At 60.8% G+C, this 11,925-nt stretch carries 13 protein-coding genes; 8 read left to right on the top strand and 5 right to left on the bottom strand.

Annotation, left to right across the window (positions count from 1 at the left end):
* The first annotated feature begins 111 nt into the window (after nt 1–111).
* The 4 genes from pstB (at nt 112) to PseuLF5_RS13140 (ending at nt 4,050) form a co-directional block, all read left to right on the top strand.
* Nucleotides 112–945 carry a phosphate ABC transporter ATP-binding protein PstB gene (pstB, locus tag PseuLF5_RS13125; RefSeq protein WP_340133716.1) on the top strand — a complete coding sequence of 278 codons (834 nt, stop codon included), beginning with the start codon at nt 112–114 and terminating at the stop codon, nt 943–945.
* A 104-nt stretch (nt 946–1,049) separates the two neighbouring features.
* Nucleotides 1,050–1,811, top strand: a complete 762-nt coding sequence (phoU, locus tag PseuLF5_RS13130) for a phosphate signaling complex protein PhoU (RefSeq protein ID WP_123469945.1) — start codon at nt 1,050–1,052, stop codon at nt 1,809–1,811.
* 177 nt (nt 1,812–1,988) lie between these two features.
* Nucleotides 1,989–2,945, top strand: coding sequence for a response regulator (locus PseuLF5_RS13135; RefSeq protein ID WP_128613622.1), 957 nt, complete (start codon nt 1,989–1,991; stop codon nt 2,943–2,945).
* A 208-nt stretch (nt 2,946–3,153) separates the two neighbouring features.
* The gene (locus tag PseuLF5_RS13140) at nt 3,154–4,050 is read left to right on the top strand and encodes a M23 family metallopeptidase (protein ID WP_340133718.1); all 897 of its coding nucleotides are present in this window, start codon (nt 3,154–3,156) and stop codon (nt 4,048–4,050) included.
* 171 nt (nt 4,051–4,221) lie between these two features.
* On the opposite strand, the gene PseuLF5_RS13145 is transcribed toward PseuLF5_RS13140, so the two are convergent.
* The 3 genes from PseuLF5_RS13145 to phoB form a co-directional block, all read right to left on the bottom strand.
* On the bottom strand, nt 4,222–5,562 hold the full coding sequence (locus PseuLF5_RS13145; protein WP_123469940.1) for a hemolysin family protein: 1,341 nt from the start codon (nt 5,560–5,562) through the stop codon (nt 4,222–4,224).
* A 123-nt stretch (nt 5,563–5,685) separates the two neighbouring features.
* Nucleotides 5,686–6,972, bottom strand: a complete 1,287-nt coding sequence (phoR, locus tag PseuLF5_RS13150; RefSeq protein WP_189655731.1) for a phosphate regulon sensor histidine kinase PhoR — start codon at nt 6,970–6,972, stop codon at nt 5,686–5,688.
* Between the two features lie 139 nt (nt 6,973–7,111).
* A complete protein-coding gene (gene phoB, locus PseuLF5_RS13155) occupies nt 7,112–7,801 on the bottom strand; it encodes a phosphate regulon transcriptional regulator PhoB (RefSeq protein ID WP_007896474.1) in 690 nt (229 codons plus the stop codon).
* A 151-nt stretch (nt 7,802–7,952) separates the two neighbouring features.
* Between phoB and PseuLF5_RS13160 the strand changes: the two genes are divergently transcribed.
* The gene (locus tag PseuLF5_RS13160; protein ID WP_123469936.1) at nt 7,953–8,336 is read left to right on the top strand and encodes a COG4315 family predicted lipoprotein; all 384 of its coding nucleotides are present in this window, start codon (nt 7,953–7,955) and stop codon (nt 8,334–8,336) included.
* Between the two features lie 112 nt (nt 8,337–8,448).
* Here PseuLF5_RS13160 and ubiA read toward each other — a convergent pair whose 3' ends face one another.
* Nucleotides 8,449–9,339, bottom strand: a complete 891-nt coding sequence (gene ubiA / locus PseuLF5_RS13165; protein ID WP_007920263.1) for a 4-hydroxybenzoate octaprenyltransferase — start codon at nt 9,337–9,339, stop codon at nt 8,449–8,451.
* The gene (locus PseuLF5_RS13170) at nt 9,339–9,899 is read right to left on the bottom strand and encodes a chorismate--pyruvate lyase family protein (RefSeq protein ID WP_123469934.1); all 561 of its coding nucleotides are present in this window, start codon (nt 9,897–9,899) and stop codon (nt 9,339–9,341) included. The genes ubiA and PseuLF5_RS13170 overlap by 1 nt, the downstream gene beginning before the upstream one ends.
* 200 nt (nt 9,900–10,099) lie before the next feature.
* On the opposite strand from PseuLF5_RS13170, the gene PseuLF5_RS13175 reads away from it, so the two are divergent.
* The 3 genes from PseuLF5_RS13175 (at nt 10,100) to PseuLF5_RS13185 (ending at nt 11,902) form a co-directional block, all read left to right on the top strand.
* Nucleotides 10,100–10,267: a rubredoxin gene (locus tag PseuLF5_RS13175; RefSeq protein WP_053148867.1), complete on the top strand. Its 168-nt coding sequence runs from the start codon at nt 10,100–10,102 to the stop codon at nt 10,265–10,267.
* A 20-nt stretch (nt 10,268–10,287) separates the two neighbouring features.
* On the top strand, nt 10,288–11,436 hold the full coding sequence (locus PseuLF5_RS13180) for an NAD(P)/FAD-dependent oxidoreductase (RefSeq protein ID WP_123469933.1): 1,149 nt from the start codon (nt 10,288–10,290) through the stop codon (nt 11,434–11,436).
* 190 nt (nt 11,437–11,626) lie between these two features.
* Entirely contained in the window at nt 11,627–11,902 is a 276-nt protein-coding gene (locus PseuLF5_RS13185) for an HU family DNA-binding protein (RefSeq protein ID WP_003213368.1), read from the top strand.
* Nucleotides 11,903–11,925 lie beyond the last annotated feature (23 nt).

Genomic DNA, 11,925 nt, shown 5'->3' on the forward strand with positions numbered 1-11,925 from the left:
GCCCCTTCGCGAGCAAGCTCGCTCCCACATTGAACCGCGTCCACTGGAATATTGATGGAAGCTGCAACAAGCAGTGTTCCGAACCGAATTTGTTAGCACAGGGAGCCTCCCATGCAGCACGAAACACCCACCCACGGCATCAACATGTCTGCCCTGGGTCGCGACAAGCAGAGCCTCAACCTCGAACAGGAAACCGTGGCCATCGAAGTCCCGGGCCTGAGCCTGTTCTACGGTGAGAAGCAAGCCCTGTTCGACGTCAGCATGAACATCCCGAAACAGCGCGTGACCGCCTTCATCGGCCCGTCGGGCTGCGGCAAATCCACGTTGCTGCGTACCTTCAACCGTATGAACGACCTGGTTGACGGCTGCCGTGTCGAAGGCGCGATCAACCTGTACGGCAACAACATCTACCGCAAGGGTGAAGACGTTGCCGAGCTGCGTCGTCGCGTTGGCATGGTGTTCCAGAAGCCTAACCCGTTCCCCAAGACCATCTACGAAAACGTGGTCTACGGTCTGCGTATCCAGGGCATCAACAAGAAGCGCATTCTCGACGAAGCGGTCGAGTGGGCGTTGAAAGGCGCGGCGCTGTGGGACGAAGTCAAAGACCGTCTGCACGAGTCGGCACTCGGTCTGTCCGGTGGTCAGCAACAGCGTCTGGTGATTGCCCGTACCATCGCGGTTGAGCCGGAAGTGTTGCTGCTCGACGAACCGTGCTCGGCCCTCGACCCGATCTCGACCCTGAAAGTCGAAGAGCTGATCTACGAGCTGAAGTCCAAGTTCACCATCGTCATCGTGACCCACAACATGCAGCAGGCTGCACGGGTGTCCGACTACACGGCGTTCATGTATATGGGCAAACTGGTGGAATTCGGCGACACCGACACGCTGTTTACCAATCCGGCGAAGAAGCAGACCGAAGACTACATCACCGGTCGCTACGGCTAGCCGTACAGCTGCAAGCCGCAAGAAAGATGCGGTGCGATATCAGGACTTATACATAACTGCTTGAAGCTTGCAGCTTGAAGCTTGCAACTTTCGCGGAGCGAACAATGATTTCTAAAGAAGGTCTTACCCATCACATTTCCGCGCAGTTCAACGCCGAACTGGAAGAAGTGCGCAGCCACCTGCTGGCTATGGGCGGACTGGTCGAGAAGCAGGTCAATGACGCGGTCACCGCACTGATCGAGGCCGATTCCGGCCTGGCTCAGCAGGTGCGCGAGATCGACGACCAGATCAACCAGATGGAACGCAACATCGACGAAGAATGCCTGCGCATTCTCGCCCGTCGGCAGCCGGCGGCGTCCGACCTGCGTTTGATCATCAGCATCTCCAAGTCGGTGATCGACCTGGAGCGCATCGGTGACGAAGCGACCAAGATCGCCCGTCGCGCCATCCAGCTGTGCGAGGAAGGCGAAGCGCCGCGCGGTTACGTCGAGGTTCGCCACATTGGCGACCAGGTGCGCAACATGGTGCGTGATGCGCTGGACGCGTTTGCCCGTTTCGACGCCGATCTGGCGCTGTCGGTGGCGCAATACGACAAAGTCATCGACCGCGAATACAAGACCGCCCTGCGTGAACTGGCGACCTACATGATGGAAGACCCGCGCTCTATCTCGCGGGTTCTGAGCATCATCTGGGTCCTGCGTTCGCTGGAGCGCATCGGCGACCACGCGCGCAACATTTCGGAACTGGTGATCTACCTGGTGCGCGGCACCGACGTGCGTCACATGGGCCTCAAGCGCATGAAAGAAGAAGTTGAAGGCACAAGCGGCGAAACCGCTAATGTTCCGGGCGTTGCTGACGATAAGTAAGATTGCCTGAGAAAAGCGCCCGGCCCTTTGGCCGGGCGTTTTTGTTTAGGGCTTTCAAGTAAAAAATCGAATTAAAAAGCAGCACCCGCGAACGAAAAGTCCCGGCGTGACTGAAGAGTTTTGGCAATGTGCCATCAGCCAGCGTTATGCTTGCCGGGATTTTTATAGGGGTGTTGGATGAGCAAGATCAGTGTGTTGGTCGTGGACGATGCGTCGTTCATTCGTGACCTGGTGAAAAAGTGCCTGCGTAATTACTTCCCGGGGATCCGCACCGAGGACGCCATCAACGGCAAGAAAGCCCAGGCAATGCTGGCCAGGGAAGCGTTCGACCTGGTTCTGTGCGACTGGGAAATGCCGGAAATGTCCGGTCTCGAACTGCTGACCTGGTGCCGCGAGCAAGACAACCTCAAGACCATGCCGTTCATCATGGTCACCAGCCGTGGCGACAAGGAAAACGTCGTGCAGGCGATTCAGGCCGGTGTTTCCGGCTACGTCAGCAAGCCGTTCACCAACGAGCAACTGCTGACCAAGGTCAAGCAGGCGCTGAACAAGGTCGGCAAGCTCGACACCCTGATGAACAGCGCCCCGACCAAGATGAACTCGGCGTTCGGCAACGACTCCCTGAGCGCATTGACCGGTGGCAAGCCTGCCGTGGTCGGTGGTGCTCCGGCAGCCGCTGCGGTCAACCCGTTCGCCAAGCCTGCTGCCGCTGCTCCGGCGCCTGCTGCTGCGCCGTCCCGTGGTTTGCTCAACAGCCCGCCAGTCCAGGCCCCGGCCGCCGCGAAAGCGCCGGCCGGCGGACGTGGCCAGGGTCAATTGCGTCTGCCGAGCGGCAACCAGCAATGCGTGATCAAGGCCCTGAGCATCAAGGAAGCGTTGCTGGTGGTGAAGCGCACCGACACCCTGCCGCAGATCCTCGACAGCGCCGTGCTCGACCTGGAGCAGGGCGACAACGCCGAAATCGCCCGCCTCAATGGCTACCTGCACGCCATCGTTGCCCACGAGCAGAAAGCCGACAGCGACTGGCTGCAACTGACCTTCCGGTTCGTCGACCAGGATGCGCAGAAGCTCGACTACATCTCCCGCCTGATCGCTCGCGGCACGGCGCAGAAGCACTTCGTTCCGGGCGCTTGATCTTCTTCGACTGATACACCGCTATCGCGAGCAGGCTCACTCCTACATCTGGAATGCATTCCAATGTGGGAGTCAGGCTGCTGGCGATGGGGTCATCAAAAGCACCATCCATCTCCCGCGCTGGCCAATTTGAAACATCTGTCGACTAGCCTGGTCTGTCTGAGCTGCTAGGCTCATTTCCAGGCCTTACTTCGACAGACTCTTGCCCATGCTCGCGCGCCTGCTGTTTTTCTGTGGTCTTTTCGTGGCCTCCACCTCGGCTGTGGCCATGACGATCTACAAATCCACCGATGCCAACGGCGTGGTCTCGTACAGCGACCGTCCGAGCAAGGGCTCGCAGGTGTTCGTGTTTCAGGACCGCATGGTCGAGCGCCTCGAGCGGCAGGTCTATCTCGACATCAAGAAGCAGAAGGGCGGTGAGGTGGTGTTCGTGCGCAATGATCTGTACGCGCCGGTCGAGGTGGCACTGGCGTTTACCGGCATGAGCAATGTGCGGGGCGCGCCGGCGCAAACCATCCGCAGGGTGCTGCCGGCACGCAGCAACACGCGGCTGGCGCTGCTGACGGCGATTACCGGCGGCAAGCCGTTGGTGTATACGCCGCAATTCCAGTATGCCTTGGGCGACCCCGCTGGCGCGGCGCAGAGCTATCGCTATCCGCTGCCGTGGCGTGGCGGGCCGTTCCGCCTGAGTCAGGGCGCTGAAGGCCAGTACAGCCACTTCGGGCCAAAGAACCGCTATGCGATGGACATCGCCATGCCGGTCGGCACACAGATCATCGCGGCGCGGGCCGGGGTGGTGGTGAAAATCGAGAACTCACAGAGCGGGCGCGGTACGGATCCCTCCGGCAATTTCGTGCGGGTGCTGCACGATGACGGGACCATGGGCGTGTATCTGCATCTCAAGCAAGGGTCGGTAAGCGTACGCGAAGGGCAACGGGTGACCGTGGGCAGTCCGCTGGCGCTGTCGGGCAATACCGGCAACAGCAGTGGCCCGCACCTGCACTTTGTGGTGCAGCGCAACAACGGCTCGGGGCTGGTGTCGATTCCGTATCAGTTCAACCAGCCGCTGGGGGCGTTGCCCAACTTTGCGTTGGGCAAGCAATAAATCCAGTGGAGATCGACGGTGGCGAGGGGATTTATCCCCGTTGGGGCGCGTAGCGGCCCTGAAGCCGGCATTCGCGCAATCCCTGAGGGGATGCATTCAATGGTTTCGGGACGGCTTTGCCGTCCAACGGGGATAAATCCCCTCGCCACAAAAGCTACCCTGCAACCGCCATCAATCCAGCATCAACACCTTGGCCAGCACAATCTTCGGCCCTTTCATCTTCTTGATGATGATCCGCAGGCCTTCGACTTCCAGCACTTCTTCCTCTTCCGGCACCCGTTTCAGGGTTTCGTAGACCAGCCCGGCGAGGGTTTCGGCTTCGATGTGGTCCAGGTCGATACCCAGCAGGCGTTCAACCTTGAACAACGGCGTATCGCCGCGCACCAGCAGCTTGCCCGGCTGATACGCCAGAATCCCGCGCTCAGCCTTGCGGTGTTCGTCCTGAATATCGCCGACCAGTACTTCCAGCACGTCCTCCATGGTCAGGTAGCCAATGATGTTGCCGTCAGCCTCCTCGACCACGGCGAAGTGCGAGCCGCCCTTGCGGAACTGCTCCAGCAGCTGCGACAGCGGCATGTGTCGCGACACACGTTCCAGCGGACGGGTCAGTTCAGCCAGGTTGAACGACTCGGGAATGTGATCCAGCGCCGCCAGTTCCAGCAGCAGGTCCTTGATGTGCAGCAGGCCGACGAACTCCTGGCGCTCGCTGTCGTACACCGGGTAACGGCTGAACTTGTGGCGACGGAACATGGCCAGGATTTCTTTCAGCGGCGCGTTGAATTCCAGGGTGATCAGGTCTTCCCGGGAGTTGGCCCAGTCGACCACTTCCAGTTCGCCCATCTCCACCGCCGAGGCCAGCACGCGCATGCCTTGGTCGCTCGGGTCTTGACCACGGCTGGAGTGCAGGATCAGTTTCAGTTCTTCGCGGCTGTAATGGTGTTCGTGGTGCGGGCCGGGTTCGCCCTGGCCGGCGATCCGCAGAATCGCGTTGGCGCTGGCGTTGAGCAGGTAGATCGCCGGGTACATCGCCCAGTAGAACAGGTACAGCGGCACCGCCGTCCACAGCGACAGCAGCTCGGGTTTGCGGATCGCCCACGACTTGGGCGCCAGCTCACCGACCACGATGTGCAGGTACGAGATGATGAAGAACGCGGTAAAGAACGAAATGCCTTTGACCACCTCTGGCGATTGCACGCCGACTGCGCTCAGCAACGGTTCGAGAATGTGCGCGAACGCCGGCTCACCGACCCAGCCCAGGCCCAGGGAGGCGAGGGTGATACCGAGCTGGCAGGCCGAGAGGTACGCATCGAGCTGACTGTGCACGGTGCGCAGGATGTGCCCGCGCCAGCCGTTCTTGTCGGCGATGGCCTCGACCCGGGTCGAGCGCAGTTTGACCATGGCGAATTCCGCCGCAACGAAAAAGCCGTTGAGCAAAACCAGGATCAGAGCGAAAAGAATCATGCCGAAATCGGCGAATAGTGTTGCGAGGGACAAGCCAGGGGAAGGGTCCATGATGGAGTTTTGCGGGTTCCGTGTGATTCGTAAGAGAGAAAAAATCGCGTCTGAAAGGCAGACGCAAGTCAGCCAATGTAGCGGCTGACTTGGCGATTGCCTAGTGGCGCGTGCTGACCGGCGTTACTCGGCAGTGCTGATCGCCCGTGCCTGAGCGACCTGGGCCGGGGCGAAATGGCAGGTGAACGTGCTGCCGTGACCGGGCACGCTGCTGATCTCCATCCGCGCGCGGTGGCGCAACAACACGTGTTTGACGATTGCCAGGCCCAGCCCGGTGCCGCCAGTGTTGGAGTTGCGGCTGGAGTCGACGCGATAGAAACGCTCGGTCAGGCGCGGCAGGTGTTTGCTGTCGATACCGATCCCGGAATCCTGCACGCTCAGGTGCGCGCCTTGCTCGTCGCCCCACCAGCGAATGCGGATGTTGCCTTCGGCCGGGGTGTATTTCACAGCGTTGAACACCAGGTTGGAGAAGGCGCTGCGCAGTTCCGCCTCGCTGCCCTTGAGCAGGATTCTGCCGTCGGCGTCGAGGGTGATGTTCTGGTTCTTCTGCCCGGACAGCTGTTGCGCGTCGCTCTTGATCGACTGCAACAGCGTGTCGATCTGCACTGGCTGGTTGTCCGACGGGTAATCGGTGGCTTCCAGCTTCGCCAACAGCAACAGGTCGTTGAGCAGCGTCTGCATGCGCCCGCCCTGTTGTTGCATCTGCTGCAGCGCGCGGCTCCAGCGCGGGTTCACGTCCTCGACGTTGTCGAGCAGGGTTTCCAGGTAGCCGCAGATCACCGTCAGTGGCGTGCGCAGTTCGTGGGACACGTTGGCGATGAAGTCTTTGCGCATCTGTTCCAGCTGATGGATGCGCGTGACATCGCGCACCAGCATCAGGTGTTCGTTGTTGCCGTAGCGGGTCAGGTACAGCTGAATGCGCACGCGATCGTTGGTCGGCGAGGGGATTTCCAGCGGTTCGGCGTAGCTTTCCTGCTCGAAGTACTCCTTGAAGCGCGGATGGCGTACCAGGTTGGTCACCGGTTGGCCGCTGTCCTGCGGGGTCTTGAGGCCGAGCAGGGTTTCGGCGGCACGGTTCCACCATTCCAGGTTGCCGTCGCTGTCGAGCATGATCACCGCGTCTTTCAGCGCGGCGGTGGACTCCTGCACCCGGTCGATCACCGCTTGCAGGCGCCCGCGCACCCGTTGGTCGCGGCGTTGGAGGTGGTAGATGCTGTCGAACACCTCGCCCCACAGGCCGTAGCCGTCGGGCGGTGCTTCATCGGGTTGGTGCAGGCGCAGCCATTCGTGCAGGCGCAGCAGTTGCTTGAGCGTCCAGGCCAGGTAAAGACCCAGGCCGGCAGCGAGGCTCCAGCCGTAATAGCCGCTGATCAGGCCGATCACCAGACAGGCGGTGACCAGCAACAGCATGTGGCGAATCAGGGTGCCATGCCAGTTTTGATTCACGGAGCGTCCTTAAACGCAGCTTCAAGTTTCAAGCTGCAAGCTTCAAGCTAAAGCGGATCGGCTTTTACTTGCCGCTTGCAGCTAGAAGCCTGCCGCTGCTTTTTTATGCTTTGGTGGAAAACCGGTAGCCGGTGCCGCGCACGGTTTGTACCAGATTTTCATAAGCATCGCCGAGGGCCTTGCGCAGGCGTCGGATGTGCACGTCGACGGTGCGTTCTTCAACATAGACGTTGCCGCCCCAGACCTGATCCAGCAATTGCCCGCGAGTGTAGGCGCGTTCCTGGTGGGTCATGAAGAATTGCAGCAGTCGGTATTCGGTCGGGCCCATCTCGGCCGGTTTGCCGTCGATGGTCACGCGGTGGCTGATCGGGTCGAGCAGCAGGCCGCCGACTTCGATCGGCGCTTCGCCATCAGTCGGGCCGGCACGGCGCAGTACAGCCTTGAGGCGCGCGACCAGTTCGCGTGGCGAAAACGGTTTGGTGATGTAGTCATCGGCGCCGACTTCCAGGCCCTGGATCTTGTTGTCCTCTTCGCCCTTGGCGGTGAGCATGATGATCGGGATGTCCCCGGTCAGCTCGTCGCGCTTGAGGCGTCGGGCCAGCTCGATGCCGGAAGTGCCGGGCAGCATCCAGTCGAGCAGGATCAGGTCCGGTTTGCGGTCGACGATGATGGCGTGTGCCTGCTGCGAGTTCTCTGCCTCGAGGCAGTCATAGCCGGCCATTTCCAACGCAACGGCGATCATTTCGCGAATGGGCGCTTCGTCGTCGACGATCAGAATGCTCCTGCCAACCATGCCTTAATCCTCTTGTCATTTAACTGTCTTGCGCCGCATTAGATAACGGAATTATTGCAGTCGTGTGACAGTATTTTAGTCGCCCGGCGGACGGCGGGATCCTGGACTAAGCTCTAAGTCCGAATCCTGACAACCACAAAAGAAGGTTTCCATGACGCAAATGACTGCTTCTTTCAAAGCCCTGTTGATGGCTGCTGCCCTGACTCTGCCTGGACTGGCCATGGCCGCCGAACCGGCCATGATGAAGGACGGCATGATGGTTGATCACAAAGGCATGACCGTTTACACGTTCGACAAGGACACTGGCGGCAAGTCGATGTGCAACGGTGATTGCGCGAAGAACTGGCCACCGATGATGGCGCCGGCGGGTGCCAAGGCTGAAGGCAAATGGACGGTCATCAAACGCGATGACGGCATGATGCAATACGCTTATGACGGCAAGCCGCTGTACACCTTCATGAAGGACGAAAAACCTGGAGAAATGAAAGGTGATGGCATGAAGGAGATGTGGCACGTGGTGCACGAGCACAAGTAAACGCAAATCCCCTGTGGGAGCGAGCTTGCTCGCGAAGGCGTCGTCTCAGTCAGCCTATGTGGCAACTGACCCAACGCTTGCGCGAGCAAGCTCGCTCCCACAGGTTTGCGGATCAGCGCAACGCGTAATCCAGCACGATCCCGACAAAAATCGCCAACCCGGCCCAGTGGTTGTGCAAAAACGCCTTGAAGCAACGCATCCGGTCGCGATCACGGGTGTACCAGAATTCCCACGCATAACACCCGGCAGCCACCAGCAAGCCGAGATGGAACCAGATCCCCAACTCGAACTTCGACCCCGCCAGCAGCAGGCAGCCCAGCGACAACGCCTGCAGGCTCAGGATGATCACCCGGTCCGCCTCGCCAAACAGAATCGCCGTGGATTTCACGCCGATCTTCAGGTCGTCGTCCCGGTCAGTCATTGCGTAATAGGTGTCATAACCCACCGTCCACAACAGATTGGCGATCCACAGCAGCCACGCGGCGGCGGGCAGTTCGCCGGTTTCGGCGGTGAACGCCATCGGCATGCCCCACGAAAACGCCGCCCCCAGCACCACTTGCGGGTAATAGGTGTAGCGCTTCATGAACGGGTAGGTGAACGCCAATGCCAGGCCGCCCAGCGACAACCAGATCGTCGGTGCATTGGTGCACAGCACCAGCAGGAAACTCACGCCCATCAGCAGCGCGAAAAACACCAGCGCCTCTTTCGAACTGATCTTGCCGCTGGCCAGCGGGCGTTGCGCGGTGCGTTTGACGTGGCCATCGACCTTGCGGTCGGCCCAGTCGTTGATCACGCAGCCACCGGCACGGGTCAGTACCACGCCGAGCACGAAAATCACGATATTGGCCAGCGAAGGCGAGCCTTTACCGGCAATCCATAGCGCCCACAGCGTCGGCCACAGCAGCAGGTAAATGCCGATCGGCTTGTCCATGCGCGTCAGCTGAATGAAATCCCAGGCGCGCGGATTCAAGCGGTTCAGGGACTTGAGCAGGCTCTGGTACATCAGCAGTTCTCCGGATGGGCGCGGGCGGCACGCCACAGGCTCGGCAGGAAAATTTCCGCGACCAGCACACTCAGGGCGCCACGGTCGAAACGCGAACGGCGGCCCCACAGTTGCGGCGCTTTCGATGCGGCTGGCAACCACGCTTCGGGGTAGTGACAGACCTCGATGGCGCGGCGCTGGAAGGCGTGATCGCAAAACAGCAGCTCACCCAGGGAGCGGCTGCCCAGTTCGTCCATGTGCAAGCCATCACCTTGCAACGCGGCGCGTGACGCCACGCTGCGGGCAAACACCCAGGCCTCGCCGTGACCGCGCAGATACACCTCACGCACCCAGCCTTCGCTGCCTTCGGCCAGATCCAGCGCGGTGCATTCGTCGCTGCGCAGAGTGTCCCAGCCTTCGAACAACGGCGTAACGCTGAAGCCGTCATCGGACAGCCGCGTCAGGCGGCGGGTCAGCGAGCCTTCGTCGAACAACCAGTCCAGGGTCAACGGATCGGGGAGGGGCGTCAGTCGGCTTTGAGTCAGCCAGAGCGGGGCCGGGCAGGCATTTGAATGTTGCACAATGAGTCATTATTGGCCGCAAATGAGGCGGCGAGCTTAACATGGCGTGCTGCGAATTTGATTGATCCGGGTCGCCGTTGCGCCGAACAGGCTTGCATCTGCCCGGCACCATCAGTACAAAACGCCCTGAGCCGGATGGCAGCGCAACCACCATCGACCGTCCGCGCCGACAAAAGCCTGAATCCTGAGGAAGTAACTGAATGAAAAAGTGGCAATGCATCGTCTGCGGCCTGATCTACAACGAAGCTGAGGGTTGGCCGGATGACGGCATTGCGCCGGGCACCCGTTGGGAAGATGTACCGGCAGACTGGCTGTGCCCGGACTGCGGCGTCGGCAAGATGGACTTCGAAATGATCGAAATCAACTGAGAAAAACCAAGGAGTAAGGTATGAACGCACCTGTCGTAATCGTAGGCACCGGGCTTGCGGGTTACAACCTGGCCCGGGAGTTTCGCAAACTCGATGGCGAAACCCCGCTGCTGCTGATTACCGCCGATGACGGCCGCTCTTACTCCAAGCCGATGCTCTCCACCGGTTTCGGCAAGAACAAGGACGCCGATGGCCTGAGCATGGCTGAACCCGGCACCATGGCCGAGCAGTTGAAGGCCGAAGTGCGCACCCATACGCGCATCAGTGGTATCGACGCCGGCCACAAGCGCCTGTGGATTGGCGAAGAGGCGGTGTACTACCGCGACCTGATCCTCGCCTGGGGTGCGGAAACCGTACGCGTGCCGATCGAGGGCGATGGCGCTGATCTGGTATTCCCGATCAACGATCTCGAGGATTACGCGCGTTTTCGTGCGGCAGCCGAAGGCAAACGGCGGGTGCTGGTGCTCGGTGCCGGGTTGATCGGCTGCGAATTCGCCAACGACCTGATCCTCGGCGGCTACGAGGTGCAGCTGGTTGCACCGTGCGAGCAAGTGATGCCGATGCTGCTGCACCCGGCCGCTGCGGCAGCCGTGCAGGCCGGGCTGGAAAGCCTGGGCGCGCGTTTCCACCTGGGTCCGGTACTGAATCGCCTGGAAAAGGACGCCGACGGGCTAAAAGCGCATCTGTCCGACGGTCAGGTGATTGCCTGCGATGTCGTGGTGTCGGCCATCGGTCTGCGCCCGCGCATTGATCTGGCAGCGGCGGCCGGGGTGCAGGTCAATCGCGGCGTCGTCGTCGACCGGTATCTGAAAACGTCCCACGCCAATATCTACGCCTTGGGCGACTGTGCCGAGGTCGATGGCCTCAATCTGTTGTACGTCATGCCCCTCATGAGTGGTGCGCGTGCGCTGGCACAAACCCTCACCGGAAACCCTGCCGCAGTGAGCTACGGCCCGATGCCGATCACCGTGAAAACCCCGGTGTGCCCGTTGGTCGTTTCACCGCCGCCACGGGGCCGCGAAGGCGTCTGGACCGTCGAAGGGCAGGGCGCCGACATCAAGGCTGTGTGTCATGGCTCCGACGGCCAGTTGCTCGGTTATGCCCTGACTGGCGCGGCGGTGATGGAAAAACTCGCCCTGAACAAACAGCTTCCGGCGCTGCTGGCGTAAATACCGGTCGTTCTGTCGGAATCACCCCGCTTTTGCCCCTACAAAGGTCGCGGGGAGACTGGCGCCGCCGGTATCCGCGTGCCATTCTCACTCCCGTCTGCCGCAGAGTAGAGCCTGCGGCGCCTTGGGCGCTGTTCCAACGAGAACAGCACGGACATAACAACAAAAAACCGTCAAAGGGGCTTCACTAATGCGTAAACCAGAACTCGCCGCTGCAATCGCTGAAAAAGCAGATCTGACCAAAGAGCAGGCCAACCGCGTACTCAACGCCGTCCTCGAAGAAATTACCGGCGCTCTGCACCGCAAGGACAGCGTGACGCTGGTGGGCTTCGGCACCTTCCTGCAACGCCACCGCGGCGCCCGTACCGGCAAAAACCCGCAGACCGGCGAGCCGGTTAAAATCAAGGCCAGCAACACCGTTGCGTTCAAGCCAGGCAAATCGTTGAAAGACAGCGTTAATCCTTAATTGCGGCGAACTCCCCGAACAAC

It is taken from the genome of Pseudomonas sp. LF-5 (assembly GCF_037626295.1).
Classification (GTDB): Bacteria; Pseudomonadota; Gammaproteobacteria; order Pseudomonadales; family Pseudomonadaceae; genus Aquipseudomonas; species Aquipseudomonas monsensis.

Bases quoted from the DNA above. Each gene is read 5' to 3' on its own strand.
- pstB (WP_340133716.1), top strand. From the start codon at position 112: ATGCAGCACGAAACACCCACCCACGGCATCAACATGTCTGCCCTGGGT.
- phoU (WP_123469945.1), top strand. From the start codon at position 1,050: ATGATTTCTAAAGAAGGTCTTACCCATCACATTTCCGCGCAGTTCAAC.
- PseuLF5_RS13135 (WP_128613622.1), top strand. From the start codon at position 1,989: ATGAGCAAGATCAGTGTGTTGGTCGTGGACGATGCGTCGTTCATTCGT.
- PseuLF5_RS13140 (WP_340133718.1), top strand. From the start codon at position 3,154: ATGCTCGCGCGCCTGCTGTTTTTCTGTGGTCTTTTCGTGGCCTCCACC.
- PseuLF5_RS13145 (WP_123469940.1), bottom strand. From the start codon at position 5,562: ATGGACCCTTCCCCTGGCTTGTCCCTCGCAACACTATTCGCCGATTTC.
- phoR (WP_189655731.1), bottom strand. From the start codon at position 6,972: ATGCTGTTGCTGGTCACCGCCTGTCTGGTGATCGGCCTGATCAGCGGC.
- phoB (WP_007896474.1), bottom strand. From the start codon at position 7,801: ATGGTTGGCAGGAGCATTCTGATCGTCGACGACGAAGCGCCCATTCGC.
- PseuLF5_RS13160 (WP_123469936.1), top strand. From the start codon at position 7,953: ATGACGCAAATGACTGCTTCTTTCAAAGCCCTGTTGATGGCTGCTGCC.
- ubiA (WP_007920263.1), bottom strand. From the start codon at position 9,339: ATGTACCAGAGCCTGCTCAAGTCCCTGAACCGCTTGAATCCGCGCGCC.
- PseuLF5_RS13175 (WP_053148867.1), top strand. From the start codon at position 10,100: ATGAAAAAGTGGCAATGCATCGTCTGCGGCCTGATCTACAACGAAGCT.
- PseuLF5_RS13180 (WP_123469933.1), top strand. From the start codon at position 10,288: ATGAACGCACCTGTCGTAATCGTAGGCACCGGGCTTGCGGGTTACAAC.
- PseuLF5_RS13185 (WP_003213368.1), top strand. From the start codon at position 11,627: ATGCGTAAACCAGAACTCGCCGCTGCAATCGCTGAAAAAGCAGATCTG.